17 protein-coding genes are annotated in these 22,845 nt (G+C 36.8%); 6 read left to right on the forward strand and 11 right to left on the reverse strand.

Annotation, left to right across the window (positions count from 1 at the left end):
* The first annotated feature begins 3 nt into the window (after positions 1-3).
* The 4 genes from UH1x_RS06490 to UH1x_RS06505 all read left to right on the forward strand — a co-directional run bounded on the left by UH1x_RS06490 (position 4) and on the right by UH1x_RS06505 (position 3,412).
* Positions 4-465: a RidA family protein gene (locus UH1x_RS06490; protein ID WP_482625836.1), complete on the forward strand. Its 462-nt coding sequence runs from the start codon at positions 4-6 to the stop codon at positions 463-465.
* 5 nt (positions 466-470) lie between these two features.
* Positions 471-1,583, forward strand: coding sequence for a D-TA family PLP-dependent enzyme (locus UH1x_RS06495; RefSeq protein ID WP_482625837.1), 1,113 nt, complete (start codon positions 471-473; stop codon positions 1,581-1,583).
* Between the two features lie 2 nt (positions 1,584-1,585).
* Complete coding sequence (locus tag UH1x_RS06500) at positions 1,586-2,653, forward strand: dipeptidase (RefSeq protein WP_482625838.1); 1,068 nt, start codon at positions 1,586-1,588, stop codon at positions 2,651-2,653.
* 105 nt (positions 2,654-2,758) lie between these two features.
* Complete coding sequence (locus UH1x_RS06505) at positions 2,759-3,412, forward strand: hypothetical protein (protein ID WP_482625839.1); 654 nt, start codon at positions 2,759-2,761, stop codon at positions 3,410-3,412.
* A 109-nt stretch (positions 3,413-3,521) separates the two neighbouring features.
* Here the strand turns inward: UH1x_RS06505 and UH1x_RS06510 are convergent, their stop codons facing one another.
* The 3 genes from UH1x_RS06510 to UH1x_RS06520 are packed head-to-tail and all read right to left on the reverse strand — an operon-like array spanning position 3,522 to position 7,498.
* The gene (locus UH1x_RS06510) at positions 3,522-4,172 is read right to left on the reverse strand and encodes a hypothetical protein (protein ID WP_482625840.1); all 651 of its coding nucleotides are present in this window, start codon (positions 4,170-4,172) and stop codon (positions 3,522-3,524) included.
* Positions 4,173-4,229: 57 nt separating this feature from the next.
* Complete coding sequence (locus UH1x_RS06515; protein WP_482625841.1) at positions 4,230-6,407, reverse strand: acylase; 2,178 nt, start codon at positions 6,405-6,407, stop codon at positions 4,230-4,232.
* Positions 6,408-6,454: 47 nt separating this feature from the next.
* Positions 6,455-7,498, reverse strand: a complete 1,044-nt coding sequence (locus UH1x_RS06520) for a TPM domain-containing protein (protein ID WP_482625842.1) — start codon at positions 7,496-7,498, stop codon at positions 6,455-6,457.
* 185 nt (positions 7,499-7,683) lie between these two features.
* On the opposite strand from UH1x_RS06520, the gene UH1x_RS06525 reads away from it, so the two are divergent.
* Positions 7,684-9,423 carry an ABC transporter ATP-binding protein gene (locus tag UH1x_RS06525; RefSeq protein ID WP_482625843.1) on the forward strand — a complete coding sequence of 580 codons (1,740 nt, stop codon included), beginning with the start codon at positions 7,684-7,686 and terminating at the stop codon, positions 9,421-9,423.
* 217 nt (positions 9,424-9,640) lie between these two features.
* Here the strand turns inward: UH1x_RS06525 and UH1x_RS06530 are convergent, their stop codons facing one another.
* The 4 genes from UH1x_RS06530 to UH1x_RS06545 all read right to left on the reverse strand — a co-directional run bounded on the left by UH1x_RS06530 (position 9,641) and on the right by UH1x_RS06545 (position 12,744).
* On the reverse strand, positions 9,641-9,973 hold the full coding sequence (locus UH1x_RS06530; RefSeq protein ID WP_036156977.1) for a 2Fe-2S iron-sulfur cluster-binding family protein: 333 nt from the start codon (positions 9,971-9,973) through the stop codon (positions 9,641-9,643).
* Positions 9,974-10,225: 252 nt separating this feature from the next.
* Positions 10,226-11,284: an NAD(P)/FAD-dependent oxidoreductase gene (locus tag UH1x_RS06535; protein WP_482625844.1), complete on the reverse strand. Its 1,059-nt coding sequence runs from the start codon at positions 11,282-11,284 to the stop codon at positions 10,226-10,228.
* Between the two features lie 72 nt (positions 11,285-11,356).
* Positions 11,357-11,599 carry a NifU family protein gene (locus tag UH1x_RS06540; RefSeq protein WP_133688296.1) on the reverse strand — a complete coding sequence of 81 codons (243 nt, stop codon included), beginning with the start codon at positions 11,597-11,599 and terminating at the stop codon, positions 11,357-11,359.
* 2 nt (positions 11,600-11,601) lie between these two features.
* Positions 11,602-12,744: an Mrp/NBP35 family ATP-binding protein gene (locus UH1x_RS06545; RefSeq protein ID WP_482625845.1), complete on the reverse strand. Its 1,143-nt coding sequence runs from the start codon at positions 12,742-12,744 to the stop codon at positions 11,602-11,604.
* 195 nt (positions 12,745-12,939) lie between these two features.
* On the opposite strand from UH1x_RS06545, the gene UH1x_RS06550 reads away from it, so the two are divergent.
* Entirely contained in the window at positions 12,940-14,616 is a 1,677-nt protein-coding gene (locus UH1x_RS06550; protein WP_482625846.1) for an amidase, read from the forward strand.
* Positions 14,617-14,860: 244 nt separating this feature from the next.
* On the opposite strand, the gene UH1x_RS06555 is transcribed toward UH1x_RS06550, so the two are convergent.
* From UH1x_RS06555 to UH1x_RS06570, 4 genes are read right to left on the reverse strand one after another with little or no spacing between them, the layout of a single operon-like run.
* Positions 14,861-15,526, reverse strand: coding sequence for an ABC transporter ATP-binding protein (locus tag UH1x_RS06555; protein WP_482625847.1), 666 nt, complete (start codon positions 15,524-15,526; stop codon positions 14,861-14,863).
* Between the two features lie 60 nt (positions 15,527-15,586).
* Positions 15,587-18,004 carry an FtsX-like permease family protein gene (locus tag UH1x_RS06560; RefSeq protein WP_482625848.1) on the reverse strand — a complete coding sequence of 806 codons (2,418 nt, stop codon included), beginning with the start codon at positions 18,002-18,004 and terminating at the stop codon, positions 15,587-15,589.
* Positions 18,005-18,042: 38 nt separating this feature from the next.
* Positions 18,043-20,427, reverse strand: a complete 2,385-nt coding sequence (locus UH1x_RS06565; RefSeq protein WP_482625849.1) for an ABC transporter permease — start codon at positions 20,425-20,427, stop codon at positions 18,043-18,045.
* A gap of 9 nt (positions 20,428-20,436) precedes the next feature.
* Entirely contained in the window at positions 20,437-22,836 is a 2,400-nt protein-coding gene (locus tag UH1x_RS06570) for an ABC transporter permease (protein WP_482625850.1), read from the reverse strand.
* Positions 22,837-22,845 lie beyond the last annotated feature (9 nt).

Genomic DNA, 22,845 nt, shown 5'->3' on the forward strand with positions numbered 1-22,845 from the left:
CAAATGAAGCCATCTGAAAGAATCAAGGAACTGGGATTGATTTTACCCCCTGCTCCACCTCCTGCAGGTTTATACAAACCTGTTTTAGTCGTTGATCATTTTCTATATATTTCTGGTCAGAGTCCTATGCAAAATGACGGTTCATTGATTGTCGGCAGAGCTGGTTATGATATGACTATGGAAGAGGCTAAAGTTGCTGCAAGGCAAGTTGCATTGACTATGCTATCTACAATACAAACTCATTTTGGCGATATTGATAAGATTAAAAGAATTGTAAAAACCTTAGGGATGGTGAATTCCACTCCTGATTTTGGTCAACAACCTTTGGTCATCAATGGTTTTAGTGAACTCATGGCAGATATTTTTGGACCTGATAATGGTGTTGGTGTTCGTAGTGCCGTTGGTATGATTTTACCTGGCGGAATTCCTGTTGAAATTGAAGCTCATTTTGAACTACATCATTAACAATTATGGCAAACAAAAATTGGTATTCTATAGACGAAACAGACGGAGTTATTTCCCCCTCTTTATTGGTATATCCAGATAGGATTCAGCATAACATCGACTTGATGATTACTATGATTGGTGATGTAAATCGGCTACGTCCGCATGTAAAAACCTATAAAAATGCCAATATCATCAACATGCAAATGGCAAAGGGAATACAAAAATTTAAATGCGCTACTATTGCTGAAGCTGAACTACTTGGCGACTGTAATCCTATTGACGTATTACTAGCGATGCAACCCGACGGTACGAATGCACAGCGTTTTATTGAATTGATTAAAAAATACCCGAATACTAAGTTCTCAACCCTTATAGATAATTCTAAAACGCTATCTATTCTTAGTGAACTGGCAGCATACAACAACATTAAAATTCCGCTTTGGGTAGATATCAATAATGGCATGAATAGAACGGGAATCATACCAGACCACGATGCTCTACAATTGTATACTCAATTACATGAAAATGAATTTTTAATTGCTGAGGGTTTACATGTTTATGACGGTCATCTACGTAATTCGAACCCCGTTGTACGAGAACTAGAATGCAATACAGCTTTTGAAGCGGTAATCGATTTGAAGAAAAATATTGAAAATAAAAAAATACCTAGCCCAAAAATTGTAGCTGGAGGTTCTCCTACTTTCCCTTTTCACTGTAAACGAAAAGATGTAGATGCCAGCCCCGGCACTACGCTCCTTTGGGATTCTGGTTACGGAAACCAATTTCCGGAAATGGGCTTTTTGCCAGCTGCAGTATTATTTACAAGAATAATTAGCAAACCAACTACTGGCATTTTATGTTTTGACTTGGGTCATAAATCAGTTGCCCCTGAAATGCCTTTTCCTAGAATTGAGTTTTTAGACTTAAATCACAGTAAACAAATAAGCCAGTCCGAAGAGCATTTGGTGGTAAAGTATGATGATTTAACCATACCAGAGGTTGGTGATGCTCATTACGCCATACCTAGACATATTTGCCCTACTGTGGCGAAATACGACACCTTAAAGATTATAAAAGAAAATACCGTTATCGATTACTGGCCCGTAACTGCCAGAACTCAAAAATCTACTATTTAAGCATGTTTATATTCGACGCCCATTTAGACCTTTCTATGAATGCCATGGACTGGAATCGCGACCTAACTTGGTCTATTGAAGAAATTAGAAAAAGTGAACAAGGTTTAACCGACAAACCTGGTCGTGGCAACAATACCGTTTCTTTAGAGGCGATGAGAAAAGGGAATGTCGGACTCTGTATGGCGACACAAATTGCTCGTTATGTGCATAAAGACAATACCCTACCAGGATGGAAATCGCCCCAACAGGCATGGGCACACACGCAAGGGCAATTAGCGTGGTACAAAAGCATGGAAGATGCTGGTGAAATGGTTCAAATCACCAATAAAACCCAACTTGATGCTCATTTAGCACTTTGGCAAACGGACAAAGAAAAGAAGCCTATCGGCTACTTACTTAGTCTTGAAGGTGCAGATTCTATCGTAGATATCTCATACCTACAAAAAGCGTATGATTCAGGCTTAAGAGCTATTGGTCCGGCACATTATGGTCCGGGTACTTATGCTCACGGCACAAATTCAGTAGGCGGAATAGGAACTAAAGGAAGAGCACTTCTAAAAGAAATTGAACGACTAGGAATTATACTTGATGTTACTCATTTATGTGACCTAAGTTTTTGGGAAACGATGGTAAATTATGACGGACCACTTTGGGCTAGCCATAATAATTGCAGGGCGTTAGTTGATCACCACAGACAATTTACCGATGAGCAGTTGAAAGAAATCATAAGTAGAAAAGGGGTTATTGGTGTTGTTCTTGATGCTTGGATGATGACACCAACTTGGGAGAGAGGTGTTTCTACTCCGCAATCTGCGAACGTAAGTCTACAGCAGATACTAGATAATATAGATCATATTTGCCAATTAGCGGGTAATGCGAATCATGTGGGTATAGGCTCTGACCTTGATGGCGGCTTTGGAACAGAACAAGGCCCTGCAGATGTTGATACCATAGCAGATTTACAAAAATTGACCGGACTGTTAGAAAATCGAGGTTATGCGCAATCGGATATCGAAAAAATTATGAACGGGAATTTCATCAACTTTTTAAGACGAAATTTACCATCTTAAACCATCGTTCATCGAATAATTAAGGCATCGGCAGTTTTTTTAACGAAGCCTTAAGTACCCATGGCAGGGTATTTGTTATCTTTATTTCATCATATCAAAGATTAGATGAGAAACCTTTTTTTTCTTTTTATTATATTTTTCTGCTTTACTGCGGTACAGGTTTCTGCGCAAACAGATTTGCCTACTTCAAAACCGCTAAAGATCGATAAGGTAAACCCTATTAATTCTAGTGGTACTCCAAATAAAGGATCTGTTCTTAACATGCCTAATTTAATTAAAGAACAGCCCAATGTTGATATGACCGCTCCTAACCCTGTAAAAATGCTACGCGATGAAGAATTGGTACAAGCAGGGGCAGGCATGAAAATTGATCTACGTATTGGGCCAGGTGAGCGATTAGGTGGTTCTGGTCAGTATTTTGCCGATCAATATTTAGGTGATGTAAAGAGTAGCGGAAAATTCATAGGTATTGTTTGTAGAGATCATGAATATGTAGATGGCGATCGTGTAAAAATATACATGAACGATATGGTGGTTGAACAGAACCTACTATTAACAGGTGCTTTTAAAGGTATTCATGTTGATTTACAAGACGGTTTTAATCGTTTAGACTTCGAGGCACTCAACCATGGTTCTTCAGCACCCAATACTGCACAAGTTGATGTTTATAACGACAAAGGAGAATTGATATATTCAAATAAATGGTTATTATCTGCTGGTTCTAAGGCTACCTTGATTGTTACGAAAGAATCAATGTAGTATTTAATTACCCATCAATTGAGTAGCCAATAATAAATTTGCAGCCTAGAAAAAATAAACAGGTAATCTGTTATGATTTACATAAGTAAATAACTGATTATACATGTTGCTACCCAATATTTTTATCTTTTTTCCTCGTTAGTTTTCGGATTAATATAATTCCACCGAATATTAAAACAATAACTAATAGATAAGAAATTATTTTTCCGAGAACAAATCCACTTTCGTATGCTGAATCGATTTCCTTTTTTTCTGTTTCAATTTTATTTTTGCTTGACACAGAAATTGAATTGAAAAACTTTTCCTTGTTACTTAAAGCTAACTCTTCAATATCTTCATTAGTCCAAAATTCACAACTTATTAAGTTATTATTTGCAATAAAAATTCGTTTGTGTCTTAGATTTGGTAATTGAGGATTTGAATTAGCTAAATAAACTATTTCACTCCCTTTAATTCCATTTGTTGTAAATTCATTTTGTCTGATTAATTCTCCATTGACAGATTCTACTGCACCTTTCATAAAACCTCCATAGAGTTGAGAAAATTCAGATTCAGAAATTTTTCGGTTACCAAAATTTCTAATCATGACCAGGTATACTCCGTAGTCATCTGATGTTGTATAATAGATATCTGCATCTTGCACAGATTTTTCAGGTGTATTTGGGAATTTAATTGAAGAAAAATCATTCAACTTTGTTTCAGACCAAACTTGACTATACGTCAAGTTTGTAATTAGTAAAAATGCAACTAAGTATTTCATAAAAATTTATTCATTCTGTTTTAAGTTATTGATAAGTAACTAGCGTATAACTTTATTCTATCTTTTCCCAGGAACATAGGTCTCCTCCGCTCTTTTCAAGACATCTTCGCGATAATAAGGAACTTCTTTCCAATCTACATTTTTATATCTAATAATTTGATCATCAAAATGTGGAGAAGATGGATCTCCACTTTGCCCGCCAGCTAACATACTTTTAGCTTTTACGGTATCACCAAATTCCACCACCGCCACAAAACTATTACCTCTTGTACCATATAATTTTTTTGCACCTTCTGTTGTATAACGTGCTCCATATGCAGCCAAGGCTCCCCACCTCCCTGAAGCAAAACCAATTGGAATGCTAGGCTTAGAATCATCAAATTGTTGAACGATATCTCCTGTAATTCTTTGATATCTATTGACCTCTCCCCAAGGTATGTTCCAAGTAACAAAATCGGCTGTTAATTGATCTATTACTTCTTCAAAAACTTTCAACGATTCTTCTGTATGGGTACCGAAATAGGTCATGCGTTCCATATCACTTATGTTCTCTGGGTGTTTTACTCTTTTACCCATTGCAGTACCATAAAAATGTGCCAAGGTCATAGCTACTTGATCTTCGCCAGTGGTATAATCCCAATCTTCTAGAATTTTAATTGGCTCTCTTAACTTCGGATTTTGGTCGTCATTAGTATAATAGGTTTTCACCAAACCAGGTATCAACGCTTTGAAAGCCGGCAAATAGGGATCATGCGCTAATTGAATTAAGCTATCTACAGTATATCCTTTTCTATCCGTTAATAATTCTATTGCATGTACCCCTCTAAAATTCTCTTGATCTTTAGACATGTAATTAGGGTAGTCTTCCTTTTTAGGGCTAAATTCTAAAGCTGATGTATAGGGTGTAGAATTACAGTTTTGTATCCATCCATTTTCTGGGTTGAGAACTAAGATATTTTCATCTACTGTATGTAAACCTTGCCAATCTGTTTTAGGATTACTACCATCAACCGGTTCTGTATAATCAAATTGAACATCTCGTTTTGGAACGTAATTACCATGAAAATAAGCGATGTTTCCTTCCGCATCTGCATACACCGTATTGTTGCTGGAATTGGTACGGATATCCATCATTTCCCTAAAACCTTTATAACCATTTTGCTTTGTTCTGATGAATGACTGCTCTAATGCTTTTACCGGTTCCCACATCATGGCAGATGCCGTCCATTGCCCTTCGGCAACGTGTGTTATTGGTCCGTGGTGGGTTCTATATGTCGGGTATTTTTTCTCTTTCAACTTTTTACCATCTAGATATTTCAACACTATCTCAGATGATTGTACTGGTCGTAATTCTTCTCCGTATTGATAGAATAAATTATCATCGTTCTTTATAATCGTTTCCTTGAATTCATCCATAACATCCGTATATGTTGATGTATGCATCCATCCGGTTTTCTCATTAAATCCTTGATATACGAAAAACTGCCCCCACGTTACCGCTCCATAAGCATTTAAGCCTTCCTCAGAAACTACATGAACCTCTCCCCTAAAGTAAAACGAGGTATGAGGATTTATCAATAACAACGGATTACCAGATTGGGTTAATTTACCCGAAATAGCTATACCGTTAGACCCTTGTGGTTCTTCTACTTCTTTTTCTTTTTTCAGCTTTATTGCCTCCATTTTCGGCAATTCCATATCACTTTCATAAAAAGCAGCAATCTTTTTTGTTGAAATACGCTCAATATCTCCACCAATTGAACCTTCACTAAAGTACATTGGCATCCATGGTTCAAAATGAGTCAATAATCTTGGTTTTACTTTAGGGTGAGTGTATAAATAGTAATTGATTCCGTCAGCAAAGGCATTACATAATTCTTTCAACCAAGCGGGACTCTTTTCATAATTTGCTTTAGCCTCTTCTTCTGTCATGAACAATTTTGCACGTAAATCGCTATACAATGCCTCTTCGCCATCTACTTCTGCCAACCTACCTGTAGCCCAAATATAGTTTTGCTCTACGCGATTAAAATCATCTTCGCACTGCGCGTATAACAACCCAAATACAGCATCGGCATCTGTCTTTCCATAAATATGAGGTACTCCAAAATCGTCTCGTATGATTTCAACATTCGCAGCTTGGGCTTCCCACTTTTCTATTTCACCCTTCTCTGGCTTATCTGTCTTACACGATAAAACCAATACAAATACTAGCAAATAAATAATTCTGTTCATGAACAATGATTTAATAAATTCTTGAGGATTATAAAAGTACTTGAATTTTACCAACTTCCGCTTGATCCACCACCGCCAGAACTTCCTCCGCCACCAGAAAAAGAGCTACCACCGCTTGAAGAACTACTGCCCGAACTGAAAGAATGCGTTCCAGAAGACGAGAATGTTTTTCTGTAATAAGTTTTATCATTTTTGATCCAAGAAATGCTCAAATCTTCTTTACCAGAAATCTTAAGTTTTATAAATGCTATTATTGCGGCAATACCAAAAAAAGGAAGAAGTAACCACAGTAAAAGACTGGGTTCATCAAAAATAAAAGCTGCAGCCTGGGAATTGGACATATAAATACTGTAGCCTATAATTAGAGGAACAATTGCAAACACCAAACCGAAAACACTTGAAAAGGATCCTGCCAAAAGCATAAACACCCCAGGCAACACCCCTAATTTACCCATGAACACCCCTCTAAAAACCTCAATAACATTGACATAGCTTTTAAGAAAGAAAAAGCTACCAACCCCTACAAATATGGAGAAAAATATACCAAGAAATATATTCATATATAACTTCTCTTTAGAATCTTCATCTGCAATCTCTAGTTTAAACTCGTCAAGTGCTTCTGGATTATTAAGAAATTCTATGAGTTGATTACTAGCCTCATTAATACCCGTAAAATACGCCTCTTCTTTAAAATTAGGAATCATCGTATTTCTAATAATTCTTGACGCAACGGCGTCTGTAATATAGGGTTCTAAGCCATAGCCTACTTCAATTCTTACTTCCCTATCATTTTTAGAAAATAAAATCAGCAACCCATTATCTTTTCCTTTTTGACCAATACCATTTTGGTTGAACAGACCATTTGCATACGTTTCAATCGTATTAAAACCTAATTCTTCTATAGTAACAATGACCAATTGATTAGTTGTGCTTTTTTCAAAACCCACTAACCGCTGATTTAATTCTACAACTTGACTTGAAGTAAAAACACCCGCACTATCCGTTACAAAATCACGCAAATCATAGTACTGCTCTTGTGCATTAGCATAAAACGTAACTAATAGAAAAAGAAAAATGATTTTTTTAAGCATTATCAGTTAATCAGGATACTCAAATATAAAAACCTTTATCGATACTCATAGCCAATATCAAAACCGATTCTAGATTCGGTAAAACTTTAGAATTGAAGTAACTTGCAGAACGTTGTCAGGTCGGTCTCGACTGCGCTGAACCGGACAATAGTATTTTAAACAGTAATTAGTAAGAGTAAACCCCTATGGCAGAAAAAAAAGTAAGTATTCTAACCGCATTCAAAACTATCATTTGGCCTCGTAGAAAATTAGTTTTGCTGGGCTTATTGCTTATTGTAATCAGTAAAGCGGCAAGTTTTGTTGCGCCGATATCTTTACGTTACTTCTTAGATGACATCATACCTAATAAGAATTACGACCTATTAAAAATATTGGTTGCAGTGGTGATTTTTGCATTTTTGGTACAAGCGGTAATGTCATTTTTACTAACCAAAGTTCTTAGTATTCAGGCGCAATACATGATTTCCGAACTTCGAGCACAGGTACAAAAACAGGTACTTTCTCTACCTATTCGCTTTTTTGACAATACAAAATCCGGTTCTTTAGTTTCCAGAATCATGAGTGATGTTGAAGGAGTTAGAAACTTAATTGGTACCGGACTTGTGCAACTTGTTGGTGGTACCATTACGGCTGTAGTGTCTCTTGTGCTGCTACTAAGAATTAGCCCTACTATGACGCTACTAACCTTTGTCCCCTTAATACTTTTTGCAATCATCGCTCTAAAGGCATTTAAAATTATTAGACCTGTTTTTAGGGAACGTGGGAAGATTAATGCCGAAGTTAAAGGCAGATTAACAGAAACGCTTGGCGGAATTCGTGTCATAAAAGGATTTAACGCTGAAGGTCAAGAAAGTAAAGTTTTTGAAGAAGGTGTAGACCGATTATACCAAAATGTAAAAAAGAGTTTGACTGCTACCGCATTTATGACCAGCGCTTCTACTTTCTTATTAGGACTGGCAACTACCGGAATTATGATGGGCTTTGGAGGTTACAAAATGATGCAGGGAGAACTGACTACCGGCGAGTATTTTGAGTTTACTTTTCTTCTCGCTCTTATGGTAGCACCAATTGTACAAATGAGTAATATAGGAAGCCAATTGACTGAAGCTTTAGCGGGTTTAGACCGTACGGAAGAGTTAATGAACAAGGTTTCTGAATCTGATGAAAAAGATAGAACGATAACATTATCCAATATTAAAGGTGATATGGTTTTCAAGGATGTATCATTTGCCTATGAAGAAGATAAGGATGTTCTTCACAACATCAGTTTTGAAGCCAAATCTGGTGATGTAATTGCTTTAGTTGGAAGTTCTGGTTCTGGTAAATCTACCATCGCAGGTTTGGCAGCAAGTTTCTTGAATCCTGATTCCGGAGAGATTACTGTAGACGGTACAGATTTATCAAAAGTTGACCTTACTAGTTTTAGACAATACTTAGGTGTGGTATTGCAAGACGATTTTCTTTTTGAAGGCACTATTAGAGAAAATATACTTTTCCCTAGACCAGACGCTTCTGAAGAGGAATTACAAGCCGCTATTAAAGCAGCTTATGTTGATGAGTTTACGGATAGATTTGAAGATGGATTACTTACCGTAATTGGGGAACGTGGCGTAAAATTATCTGGAGGTCAACGACAACGTATTGCCATAGCAAGAGCTGTTTTGGCAAATCCACAAATATTAATTTTAGATGAGGCTACCTCTAATCTTGATACCGAAAGTGAAGCTTTGATTCAAAAGAGTTTGGCTGAACTAACAAAAGGCAGAACCACTTTTGTTATCGCTCACCGTCTAAGTACTATTAGAAAAGCGAATCAGATTTTAGTTATTGAAAACGGACGTATTGCCGAGCAAGGTACTCACGAAGAACTGATTGCAAAAGAAGGTAGATACCACAACTTATTTACGTACCAGGCTAGGATATAAGTTTGTTGTTGGCTGTTGGCTGTTGGCTATTGGCTGTTGGCTGTTGGCTGTTGGCTGTTGGCTGTTGGCTGTTGGCTGTTGGCTGTTGGCTGATGGCTGTTGGCTGTTGGAAAATAAAAATTTATTTTCCAACACAAGTCTATTACGAGTTTTTGAAATCAATCAAACAGATTGTTTTGTCAATCTCGATTGCATCTCGTTTTCTCGCAATGATGTTTTAAAGCTCTTCCGGGGCTAGCTCAACTTCTAGTCCGTCCATGTCTTCGGTGATATGTAATTGACAGCCAAGTCGTGAATTATCTTTTACATTGAAAGCTTCAGACAGCATTGCTTCTTCATCATCTCCCATTTCTGGAAGTTCCGTATCTGATAATACATAACATTGACAAGATGCACACATAGCCATACCTCCACAAATACCAATTGTACCTTCTGGGGCAAGTTCATAAGAACGAACAACCTCCATTAGATTCATATTCATATCTGTAGGGGCGTCTATTTCGTGTAACACTCCTTCGCGGTCGGTTATTTTTATTTTGATATCGGTCATTAATAGGATTTAGTAGTTAGGATATAGTGAACTAGTTTATTTTGAACATTGAATTAGTACGTAAAGTTTTCCGGAAATTTCAAATGACTTTTAAATTAACTAAACCGTTTTTCATATAAATATTTGATGCCTCAAGTTTAAAGATTTTTTAGTAATTAAAACTGCTAAATCTTGTGATTTTTACCACACCTGCAAATCTTCAAAACGCTGTATGGTCATTCTACTATTTCACTATCAAACTAATTCACTACTTTATTCAATTGCTTTCACTACTGCTTTTGGCGCTTCCTTTTTAGTTCCATCAAAACCACTTACACCACCTACGGTAGTGTATTTCATGACATACTTTTTATCTGGATGAATTTTTTGAAAGGCACTTTGACACATTAGCGTTGCTTCATGGAAACCACAAAGAATTAGTTTTAATTTGCCTGGGTATGTATTTACATCTCCTATGGCATATATTCCTGGAATATTGGTTTGATAATCGAACGTATCTACTTTAATAGCATTTTTCTCTATCTCTAATCCCCAGTCACCAATGGGACCTAATTTTGGAGAGAGTCCGAATAAAGGAATAAAATTATCGACCTCTAAAGTAATCTCTTCCTTAGCATCAGAAATCTTTCTAATTAATACAGATTCTAATTTCTCTTCACCATTTAGAGCTATAATTTCTGCTGGAGTAATCAAATTCAATTTTCCTGAATTTTTTAATTCCTGAACTTTCTCAACAGAATCCAAGGCACCTCTAAATTCGTTTCTCCTATGTACCAATGTCACTTGCGATGCTACACCTGCCAAGAAGATACTCCAATCTAGCGCTGAATCTCCACCACCGGCTATGACTACTTTTTTATCGCGATATACTTCTGGGTCTTTGATCATGTAAGCAACACCGTTATCTTCAAATTTTGTCAAATTATCCAACAATGGTTTTCTTGGTTCAAAACTTCCCAATCCGCCAGCTATGGCAACAACTGGCGCATGGTGTTCCGTTCCCTTATTTGTAGTTACAACAAAAGAACCATCATCTAATTTTTTAATAGTCTCGGCACGTTCACCCAAGGTAAAACCTGGCTGAAAAGATTTGATCTGTTCCATGAGATTATCTACCAAATCGCCCGCCAATACCTCTGGAAAACCAGGAATATCATAAATAGGCTTTTTAGGGTAAATCTCTGAACACTGCCCACCTGCTTGTGGCAAGGCATCAATTAAGTGGCATTTTAGTTTTAACAATCCGGCTTCAAAAACAGCAAAAAGACCTGTAGGTCCTGCTCCAATTATTAATATATCGGTCTTAATCATTACTTCAATTCTTTGTAAAATCCTTCAAAACTATCAATCTATACTACTAAAAGCTATGATAATTATCAGGATTTAACCTGCTATATTGATAACTTCCTGTATCTGTGGGGCATATTTTTTTATCGTCATTTCAACACCACTTTTCAGCGTCATTTGATTGACACTACACCCAACACAAGCACCTTCTAATCTTACTTTAACAGAAGATTCATCATCAATAGAAATTAACGTTATATCACCACCATCACTTTGTAAAAAAGGTCTGATTTCTTCCAATGCTTTTTCAACATTTAATTTTAGTTCTGCTGATGTCATATCTATTTTTTATTAACAGGCGAACAACCCGCCATTGTTGTAATCTTAATTGCTTCTGTAGGTGGCATCGTCTTATTTCTAGCGACTACCTCACTCACAACCTTTTTAGTCAACTCTTCAAATGCTTTTTCTACAGGTGTAGCTGTTTGCAATGCTGCAGGTCTACCTGCATCACCAGCTTCACGAATGCTCTGCACTAAAGGCATTTCACCAAGGAAAGGTACCTCTAAATCTTCGGCAAGATGCTTAGCACCTTCTTTACCAAAAATATAATATTTATTGTCCGGCAACTCTGCAGGTGTAAAGTATGCCATATTCTCTACAATTCCCAAAACTGGTACGTTTATAGAATCTTGCTGAAACATTGCCACACCTTTTCTTGCATCTGCAAGTGCAACCTCTTGGGGTGTACTCACAACAACTGCTCCTGTTATTGGCAAGGACTGCATTATACTTAAATGAATATCTCCAGTACCTGGTGGCAAATCGATCAACATAAAATCTAATTCTCCCCAATGTGCATCAAAAATCATTTGATTCAATGCTTTAGAAGCCATAGGTCCTCTCCATATTACCGCCTGATCTCTTTGTGTAAAAAAACCAATTGATAACAGCTTAACACCATAACTCTCTACCGGCTTCATTTTAGATTTACCTTCTACGTTAACAGCTAATGGTTTATCATTGGCAACATCGAACATAATAGGCATTGACGGTCCGTAAATATCCGCATCTAACAAACCTACTTTAAAGCCCATTTTTGCCAAAGTAACTGCCAGGTTAGCCGTTACGGTAGATTTACCTACTCCACCTTTACCGGAAGCTACCGCTATTATATTAGAAATACCCGGTATCGCTTTACCTTTTATCTCATTTACTTTCGGCTTTGCAGCAGGAGCATCGACCTTCACATTGATTTTAATCTTTGCTTTTTCGTAAACCTCTTTGTGTATGATTTTTAAAATCTCTACCTCGGTCTTTTTACGTGCTTGCAGGCTTGGATTTGCAATGGTAATATCTACCTCTACCTCATCACCGAAAATCTGAATATTGGTAACTGCACCACTTTCTACCATGTTTTGGCCTTCACCAGGAACAGTAATATGTTCCAATGCCTTCAAAACGTCCTTTTTATCTATCTTCATTATATAAATTCATTCTAAACAACAAAGATAATCCTTAGTTGTTAGATTAGGAAGCTAGCGTATTGAAAATGAATATGCCATTATAAATAGAACCTCTTTTTATCAGAAATTCAATTCACATTTTTTTATGATTTACCAAATATCATAAACTTTCTAAAAAGACGTACTTTAGAATCTTCTTAAAAACCAAAGTACATGTACCAACCTACAAAAAGAATATCTCTATTTTTATTTTTTAGTCTACTTACCTCATTGTTCATTACATCTTGTTCAAGCTCTAAAAATGAATTCTCGAAAAAAGATGTAAAACGATCACAGAAATTAATAGGTCTAGATTTTGACAAGCAATATATAGATACATTATACCCCTATTTACAACGGAATAAAAAAGGTTTTGATTCTCTAAGAAAATATACATTAGATTACGATGTGGTACCAGCGGTTAGGTTTGACCCGCTACCTATGAACTTTACACCAAGACCACAAAACGGATTCCCAGAATGGGAAATACCAGAAAATGTAGCGCTTCCTTCTAAAAAGGCAGACCTTGCTTTTTATTCCATACCTCAGCTGGCATCGCTCATCAAAAATAAAAAAATAAGCTCGCTAGAATTGACAGAATTCTTTATTGGTCGTTTAAAGAAATACAATCCTATTTTAGAATGTACCATTACCATAACAGAAGAAATGGCTATTGAGCAAGCTAAAAAAATGGATACAGAACTGGCTGCCGGAAACTACCGCGGAATTCTTCATGGTATTCCTTACGGCGTAAAAGACTTAATGGCAGTTGAAGGCTACAAAACTACATGGGGTGCTGAACCTTACCGTGACCAACAAATTGATATGACCGCTAGTGTGGTTCAAAAATTACAAGATGCAGGCGGAGTACTAGTAGCAAAATTGGTATCAGGTTCTCTTGCTCGTGGTGATGTTTGGTTTGATGGAAAAACTAAAAACCCGTGGGATACTACGCAAGGTGCTTCAGGATCTTCAGCAGGTTCTGGATCTGCTACTTCTGCAGGTTTGGTTCCTTATGCATTAGGTACCGAAACACTAGGCTCTATTTTATCACCAAGTACAAGAAATGGAATTACAGGTTTACGCCCAACATATGGTCGAGTTAGTAGACATGGCGTTATGAGCTTAAGCTGGTCTATGGACAAAGTTGGACCAATGGCAAGAAGCGCCGAAGATTGCGCTATTGTATATAGTGCTATTACAGGTAAAGACCCTAAAGACGGAATGACCACTGATTACCCTGACGGATTTGACCCTACTAAAGATTACAAAACCCTACGTATTGGATATTTAAAAAAAGACATAGAAAAAGATTCTTCGGATAGCAAAGCGAATTTGGATAAGGCAATTGAAACTTTTAAGGAAATGGGACTTACACTTAACGAAGTGGAATTACCTAAAGACGTGCCGTACAACAGTTTTGACGTAATATTAAGAGCAGAAGCGGGAGCATTTTTCGACGATATGGTTCGTGCCGAAGAAGTGGATAAGATGGTAGAGCAAACTCAACGTTCTAGAGCAAATTCTTTACGTCAAGCACGTTTTATACCAGCAGTTGAGTACATACAAGCAAACAGACAACGACAAGTGCTCATTGAAAAAATGCAGGCTATCATGAAAGATTATGACGTTCTTATTTCTCCAAGTTCTGGGAATAGGTTGTCTATAACAACAAATCTAACCGGTCATCCAGCTATTTCAATCCCTACTGGATTGGATGAAGAGAAACACCCAACAAGTATTACACTTGTCTCTAATTTATATGATGAAGCAAGTATTCTTTTATTAGCAAAAGCTTTTCAAGACCAAACCGAATTTGACGAAATGCATCCTGAAGGGTATACGGATTAGTGGCAGGTTGTTGGTTGTTGGTTGTTGGTTGTTGGTTGTTGGTTGTTGGAATAAAGCAGTTTCAATTGAGACGGAAACTATTTGTTTTCAAAAGGTTCTCGATAGTTCTACTGAGCTCAGCCGATGTACACCTCTTATTCAATGAAAAAATGGAATAAGAGGCACTCGAACTAACATTCGTAAATTATATTCTAACAAATAAGTTATCGACTGCGCTCGAAGTGACATTTTAGATATTTCAAGACTAAATCTTTCTTCCGTCTAGAAGGTTGATGATCCTTGAACCGTATGCTGCATTCTTCTCGGAGTGTGTTACTTGTATGATGGTCACCCCTTCTTCTTCGTTCAATTTCTTAAAAAGCTGCATAATCTCTTCGCTTTGTTGCGAGTTTAGATTCCCCGTTGGTTCATCTGCCAATATCAGTTTTGGGTTTGCAATGAGTGCACGCGCCACACCAACCAATTGCTGCTGCCCTCCACTCAACTGTGTGGGAAACAAATCTTTTTTACCTACAATATTGAATCTATCCAACATATCGGCTACCAATGCTTTACGTTCTGAACCTTTCACCTTCTTATATAATAGAGGCATTTCTAGATTTTCTTCTACTGTTAAGTCATCTAATAAATGGTATGATTGAAATACGAAACCGATATACTCCTTATATAAATTAGAACGATACTTCTCTTTTAAAGTATGAACCGATTCGTTCAAGAAATCATACTCCCCTTCATCAAACGTATCTAGCATACCAATAACATTTAGCAATGTAGATTTCCCAGAACCTGATGGACCCATAATAGATATGAATTCTCCTTCTTGTACTTCTAGATTAATATCTTTCAACAAGAAAATACGTTGACCGCCCTGCTGAACCCATTTGAAAATATTTCTTAATTGTAATAACATTTCTTTATAGTAAATTAATTGATTAGTGTATTAGTGGTTGTCGGTTAGCAATATTAGAAATTATTCGGTTCTTAAACTCTTTACAGGATTTGCCGCTGCAGCCTTCATGGTTCTGGCACCTACTGTCAATAGTGCAATTAAGGCAGCCAATAATCCTGCACCTACAAAAAACCAGATACTTAACGGTACCCTAAATGCATAATCTTGCAACCATTTATCTAAAGCGAACCAAGCTATTGGCGCGCCTATAATGAACGCTATGCCTACCAACTTTAAAAAATCCTTTGTTAATAATATAGTTATTGATGATGTACTTGCACCAATTACCTTACGTACGCCAATTTCTTTTGTTCGTTGTGCAACAACCAACAACGACATGGCAAACAAACCGATACAACTCAATACAATACCCAAAACAGAACCAGCGGTAATAATTGTAGCCATAGACTTCTCTTTTTTAAAGGTTCTATCTATATTTTCATCTATAAACGAACCTAAAAATTCTGCATTCGGCTCTACTTTCTGCCAGGCATTTTTAATGGCATCAAAAGAACTTGCCATATCTGCAGGTGCAACTTTTATGTAGGCATAATACAAATCATAATTTTTGTCCAGAAAAAAAGTAAGCGGCTCTATGCTTTTACTAATATCTTGATGATTATAATCTTTTAATACACCAATGACATTATAAGCTACGGAATCTTCATCGAAATATATTCTTGTTGAAAGCGGATTATCTTCTTCATTCAGCTCTTTCACCATAGCCTCATTGATTACCATACTTAAACTATCTGCACTGTATTCTCTACTGAACATTCGCCCTTTTAACAATTGAATATCCAATGTCTTCGCATAATAGTAATCTACATTGAGCACATTACTATTTACTATTCTGCCTTTATGTTCAAAACCAAACTTACTAATAGACATGCTGCCATCTCTACCTCTCCCCAAGTTATTATCAGACCCTGTTACGCTTAAAATATTGTTATTTCCGCGAAGCTCATTTCTCATAAGTTCTATTACGCGGTAACTGTCTTTCTTACCATTTAACGGTATAGAAACCACTTGTTCTTTATTAAATCCAAGATTTTTATTGCGCATAAACTGCAATTGCCCTTGAAAAACCAAGGTTCCTGTTATCAATATAATCGCAATTACAAACTGTACTACTATCAACGCATTGCGCACTCCGTTTTTTCCCAATTCCCATTTGCCTTTCAGGGCTTTTAGTGTGTTTAGCTTACTTAAAAGTAATGCCGGGTAACCACCTGTAAATAAGGTTACTATTAGAATCCCCAATAAAAAGCTACCCAAAATAACAGGCGTCATTAAATTCTGAAAAGTAGCATCTGTATTAAAGAGTGTTTTATAGGGACCAATCGATAAATTAGAGAGTATTAGTGCCAAAACTATTGCAATGGCGAACACCATTAAACTCTCTAACCAAAATTGACCGAAAAGCTGTCCTTTTACAGCGCCAAGGGTTTTTCTCATACCTATTTCCTTAAGGCGTTTTTCACCCAAGGCAATATTCATGTTCACAAAATTGGCACAGGCAATAAAAATGATCAAAAAGGCGATGCCTAATATCATATAAGGAAATGTTCTTTTTATTTGCAAAACGCCCGAATTAAAATTTGCGAAACGTTTGTCTGTATAGGGCAATAAATTAAGTTGACTGTAATTACCGTTTACATCTGGCTGTGCCCCATCACGCTTCATATTATTCATTTGCTCTTCTTTGTGCAAAAGGGTAAACGCTACCGTACTTTCTTCAAACTGAGATTTAGAAACCCCTTTAGCCAATTGAAGGTATACTGGGTGATTTTGAGAATCCCAATCATCTCTATATTCTTTATAATCCCAATGGCTTTCAAATGGTATTGCAATATCAAAACTGACACTACTGTTATCTGGTATGCTTTTTAAAATACTGGAAACCGTAAAAGGTTTTTCTTCCTTGCCTATTAGAATTCTTACGGTTTTTCCAACACCATCGCTAGTGCCAAATAGCTTTTTAGAAGCTTTTTCTGTAAGGGACACCGAGTTTTGATCAGGCATTGGTTTATTAGTATCCCCCAAAAGTGTAGGGAAACTAAAAATTGAAAAATAGTCGGCATCTACAAATTCTGCATCTAAATTAAAATCGTTATCGCCATACGACACAAGCGCATTTTCACTCAATGCCCTTGATATTTGTTTTACACCTGGCACCTCTTCTTTTAAAGCAGGAGCAAAAGGCACCGGATTAGCTGTAGAAATATCAGAACCTTTTGGAGTCTGATTGGTATAGTACACTTGATAGACCGACTCTTTATTTTCATGAAATTGGTCATAAGACAACTCGAACAAGGCTGTCATAGTCAATAATAGTGCAACCGCAAATGCCAAGGTCAACCCCACAATATTTGCTGCAGTGAACACCTTATTTTTCAATAAGTTTCGCCAAGCGACTTTTATGTAATTCTTAAACATGATTTGATTTTTATTTTGATTGATTGATGACTTTTATATTACTCCGTTCGTAAACTTTTTACCGGGTTTGCCCTTGCAGCTTTAATGGCTTGCATACCTAAAGTAAATGCGGTTATGCATAATGCAATACAGCCCGATAGGGCAAACATCCACCATTGAATTGATATACTGTATGCAAAACCGCCCAACCAAGCATTCATCATATACCACGCAACGGGAAACGCTACAATGGTTGCAATGCCTACTAAAATCATATAATCCTTTGAAAGCAACACTACAATTTTCAATACACTTGCCCCTAAAACTTTACGAATACCTATCTCTTTTATTCTTCTTTTTGCCATAAAGGAGATTAGACCGAACATACCTAGACATGAAATAAATATGGTAAGCAACGCTACCACATTTACGGTTTTCAGCATACCGTCCATTAAACGGTATTGTCCACTTACTTTTTCACCAAGGTTACTTTGCACATAATTTTTTCTAGAATCAATTTTAGAGAATGCTAAAGCAATCATATCCCTAACCTCTTTTTCTTTACCGTCAACTACTCTAACAGACAGGTAACGATGTTTCTCTAATTCGTCCTCGTTTCGATAATAATGCACCAAGGGTTCAACAGCTTTTTGCAAGTCTTGATAATGAAAGTCCTCCATAACACCAACCACAGGATTGCCTATGAAATCGTCATTTTTATATTTTAAACGCTTCCCTTCTATAGTCGTCCAACCAAAAGCTTTCATGGCACTACGATTTATGATTACAGGTCTTTCATCACCATTATCCATTTCCCTGTTAAAATCCCTACCTGTTACTAGCGGAATCTTAAGTGTACTTAAATACCCCGCATCGGCAAAAGAACGACGAAGACGCACATCGGTATCCGTATTTGAATCATAAAATCGCGTGTAATTAAAGTAGTAATCTGACGGTATGGCGTGACTTGTAGCTACATTGGTTACATACGGATTTGCCTCTAAGTCATTTAAAAGCGCTTTAAAGCTAGACTTAGCAGCATCTATATCTTTATAATCAAGGTCAATATTACCCACTATTACATGTTCTCTTTCAAAACCTAAATCAGCTTTTTTCATAAAACTGATCTGACTGTTTAGAATAACGGCAACACAAATAAATAGAATGGCTATGGCAAACTGAAAAATGATAAATGTATTTCGTAGAATAAAACTTCCCTTAGCACTATCTAATTTTCCTTTTACCCCTTGAGAAACCGGCAAGGAAATAAACCGTAACGTTGGTAAAATACCAACTATTAACGTTACAACAACACCTAATAAAATAGCACCCAATATTACAGGGTAATCATTTGCCAAACTGAAATTAATCTCCCCAAAATCTGCTCCAAAAATATCATTCATTTTGGGTAGCAGGAAGCCAAAGAACAATCCGCCAGAAATTAATATGGATAGTATTACCAAAATTCCGTTTTCTAAACAAAACTGCGTAACCACTCCTTTTCCACTACCACCTAATATTTTACGTACTGCAATATCCTTAGTTCTACGGTACATAGTAGAGGTATTCAAGTTCAGTAAGTTTACAAGTACCAGAAGGAGTACAAAAAATGATGTAGCTATATTTCCTGCAATTATTATTTCTACTACGGGTATAGAATCAATACGGACCTCAGCATGTGGTATTACCTCCATTCGTGAAATTACTGAAGGGTCTTCATAATTTTCTCTTACCAGTTGACCTACACGCTTCTCAAATTCTGGAATATCAGCATCTGGACGTAGCTTCATAAATACCGGTGAAAAACTGTCATCCCAGTTATCCTGATTTTTAAAACCTACATTATCCTTTAAGATCGTGTTGGGCATTAAAACATCTAACCGAAAAGAAGAGTAAGGACTTATTGGTTCTAATACCCCTGTAATTGTTAAGTTCAAAGTGTCTGCCGCAATTAAACTCTTCCCAACGGGATTTTCTTCCCCAAACAACTGCTTACTTACCTTGTCGGTCAGAACAACTGAATACTTTTCATTTAGCGCAGTACTTTGGTTGCCATATTTTAAAGGCAGTGCGAAAACATCAAAAAATTCAGGATCGGCATATGTAGTTGTTTTCTGAAATTCATTATCTCCTACCTCTAACCAAATATTACCCCAACCATGTAAATGTGTACCCGCAATTACTTCTGGCGAAGTGCTTTTTATCTTATCAAGTAATGGATATACCGCTTCATTGTAATCATTACCGTCTGCCAAATGTGTCTTTAGATAAAAAATCTGGTCTTGGTCCGGTATCATATCATCTGCTATATAATAAGCATATACCGAAAACATAAGCGTTAGCACACCACCAATACCAATACTTAACCCCAATAGATTTAATGAGGAGAGCATTCTATTTTTCCATAGATTCCTAAAGGATAGTTTTAGATGATTTCTTATCATTTTTTCAAATTATTCTGTTCTTAAACTCTTTACGGGGTTAGCCCTTGCAGCTTTAATAGCTTGAAAGCTAACTGTCGCAATAGTCACCAACATAGCACCAAGCATGGCAATGGCAAAAATCCACCATTTAAGCACTACCCTATATGGATATTCCTGTAACCACCCGTTCATTATAAAGTAGGCAATGGGCACTGCAATAAAACAAGAGATTACCACTAGTTTTAAAAAGTCTTTGGAAAGCATGTTCCATACATTGAAGATAGATGCCCCTAGCACTTTGCGCACTCCTATTTCTTTCTTTCTTTGCTCTGCAACAAATGAGGTTAACCCAAATAATCCCAAACAACTAATTAGAATTGCCAGTGCCGTGAATACACCAGAAAGGGTTCCAATACGTTCTTCAGAAGCAAATTTTTCCCCATATTCCCCATCTATAAAATCATACTCAAATGGTATTTCTGGAAAATGTTCCTTGAATATAATTTCTATGGTTGTAATATTCTGAGTTGCGCTTTGGTTTGGATTTAATCGCATGTTGTAATAACTGGCATTATCATGCCTATCATACACATACACTCCTTGCTTTACCGGTTCATAAGGAGACTGGGTAATCATATCTTGGACAACACCTAAAATTTTCAAAGGCGGATTGGGATCTTCTTCATCATCATCTCTTAACAACTGCCCTACAGGATTCTCCATACCCAAATATTTCTTTGCCGTTTCATTGATCAACACCCCTAAAGAATCGGTGGCAAAATCCCTTGAAAAGTCACGCCCCTCTAAAATTTTAAGATTCAATGATTTAGCATACTCTGGTGATACTTCTGTCCAAGCTAAATCTTCTTGAAATCCTTCCGGTTTGCCTTCCCATGTAAAACCACCTCTATTAGACCATATTTGAGTAGTGGGACTACTAGAAGTCGACATTTCCACTACCGCTCCCGATCCTATAAATTCAGCTCGCATTAAATCATACTTGCCCACAAAATCTTGACTGAAAGTCGGTATTTGTATCAATCCTTCCTTGTCATACCCAACTGGTCTATTTTTTGCAAAATTGATTTGTTGCATTACAATTACCGTTCCTATGATAAAAGCTACCGAGACCGTAAACTGTATTACAACCAATATCTTTCTTGGCAACCCTGCATACTTTCCGGTTTTGAAGGTACCCTTAAGCACATCTACCGGTTTAAAAGATGATAGGTATAGAGCCGGGTAGCTACCTGCCAACAAGGAAGTAAACACTATAAATAGCAATGACACTAACCAAAACATACCATTATCCCACGGAAAGGATATTTCTTTTCTAGATAGCTCATTAAATCCGTTTAAAGAAAGTAATACCAATACCATGGCTACTAAAAATGCAAACAGAACAACGAGAAACGATTCGCTTAAAAATTGATAGATCAATTGCCCTCTTTGAGAACCGATAGATTTACGTATTCCTACTTCCTTGCCCCTTTTCTCTGAACGAGCCGTACTCAAATTCATGAAATTGATACAAGCCAACAGTAATACAAAAGCTCCAATGATACCAAATAACCATACGTACTTTATGCGCCCACCTTCTTGTTTGCCATTTTCAAAACTGCTACGTAAATACCAATCTTTCATTGGGAACAAAAAGATCTGCGGATTAAACTGAGCTGTATCTTCGTTCAAATCTTTCTTTACGTTTTCAATAATCTTCGTTACTTGTTCAATGGTTGTATTATCCGACAGTTGCACAAACATTTGAAAGGAGTTGTTTCCCCATTGATCTTCTGCGTTACGAATCCATTCGTTGACAGCCAAATACTTCTCCCACGGAATGATATAATCGGTATCGTTGAATGAATTATTTACAGGTATATCACTATACACTGCACTTACATTCAACTTGTGCTCGTTACTTACGGTGACCGTTTTATTTATGGGATCTTCATTACCGAACAATGCCTCTGCCGTTGATGCCGATAACATAATGGAGTTGATCTCCCGTAGCGCATCTTGTTCTCCCTTAATAATTTCTAGATCAAAAAGTTCAGGTCCATTCTGTTGCATGTAATTACCAGGTCTAGATATACTCTTTTCACCATATTTTAAGTAATGATCATTGGTCCAAGAACACATGACCAAATGCTTAAAATTATCACCATAACCATCTCTTAAGGCTTTCTCCAAAGGTCTTGGTACGGCAGGTCCGGTTCCTGTTTCGCCATTAAAGGTTTGTGATTGAAAAACTTGGGCAATACGCTCTTTGTTCTTAAAGTAGCTATTATACGATAGCTCATCTTGGATCCAAAGCCCAATAATTAAAGTTACTGCCATACCTAGGGCAAGTCCACCCACATTTATAACAGTATACCCCTTGTTCTTGAGTAGATTTCGCCAAGCAACTTTTAAATAGTTCTTAAACATGATAGTTCG

It is taken from the genome of Maribacter sp. UH1 (assembly GCF_056839145.1).

Bases quoted from the DNA above. Each gene is read 5' to 3' on its own strand.
- UH1x_RS06490 (WP_482625836.1), top strand. From the start codon at position 4: ATGAAGCCATCTGAAAGAATCAAGGAACTGGGATTGATTTTACCCCCT.
- UH1x_RS06495 (WP_482625837.1), top strand. From the start codon at position 471: ATGGCAAACAAAAATTGGTATTCTATAGACGAAACAGACGGAGTTATT.
- UH1x_RS06500 (WP_482625838.1), top strand. From the start codon at position 1,586: ATGTTTATATTCGACGCCCATTTAGACCTTTCTATGAATGCCATGGAC.
- UH1x_RS06505 (WP_482625839.1), top strand. From the start codon at position 2,759: ATGAGAAACCTTTTTTTTCTTTTTATTATATTTTTCTGCTTTACTGCG.
- UH1x_RS06510 (WP_482625840.1), bottom strand. From the start codon at position 4,172: ATGAAATACTTAGTTGCATTTTTACTAATTACAAACTTGACGTATAGT.
- UH1x_RS06515 (WP_482625841.1), bottom strand. From the start codon at position 6,407: ATGAACAGAATTATTTATTTGCTAGTATTTGTATTGGTTTTATCGTGT.
- UH1x_RS06520 (WP_482625842.1), bottom strand. From the start codon at position 7,498: ATGCTTAAAAAAATCATTTTTCTTTTTCTATTAGTTACGTTTTATGCT.
- UH1x_RS06525 (WP_482625843.1), top strand. From the start codon at position 7,684: ATGGCAGAAAAAAAAGTAAGTATTCTAACCGCATTCAAAACTATCATT.
- UH1x_RS06530 (WP_036156977.1), bottom strand. From the start codon at position 9,973: ATGACCGATATCAAAATAAAAATAACCGACCGCGAAGGAGTGTTACAC.
- UH1x_RS06535 (WP_482625844.1), bottom strand. From the start codon at position 11,284: ATGATTAAGACCGATATATTAATAATTGGAGCAGGACCTACAGGTCTT.
- UH1x_RS06540 (WP_133688296.1), bottom strand. From the start codon at position 11,599: ATGACATCAGCAGAACTAAAATTAAATGTTGAAAAAGCATTGGAAGAA.
- UH1x_RS06545 (WP_482625845.1), bottom strand. From the start codon at position 12,744: ATGAAGATAGATAAAAAGGACGTTTTGAAGGCATTGGAACATATTACT.
- UH1x_RS06550 (WP_482625846.1), top strand. From the start codon at position 12,940: ATGTACCAACCTACAAAAAGAATATCTCTATTTTTATTTTTTAGTCTA.
- UH1x_RS06555 (WP_482625847.1), bottom strand. From the start codon at position 15,526: ATGTTATTACAATTAAGAAATATTTTCAAATGGGTTCAGCAGGGCGGT.
- UH1x_RS06560 (WP_482625848.1), bottom strand. From the start codon at position 18,004: ATGTTTAAGAATTACATAAAAGTCGCTTGGCGAAACTTATTGAAAAAT.
- UH1x_RS06565 (WP_482625849.1), bottom strand. From the start codon at position 20,427: ATGATAAGAAATCATCTAAAACTATCCTTTAGGAATCTATGGAAAAAT.
- UH1x_RS06570 (WP_482625850.1), bottom strand. From the start codon at position 22,836: ATGTTTAAGAACTATTTAAAAGTTGCTTGGCGAAATCTACTCAAGAAC.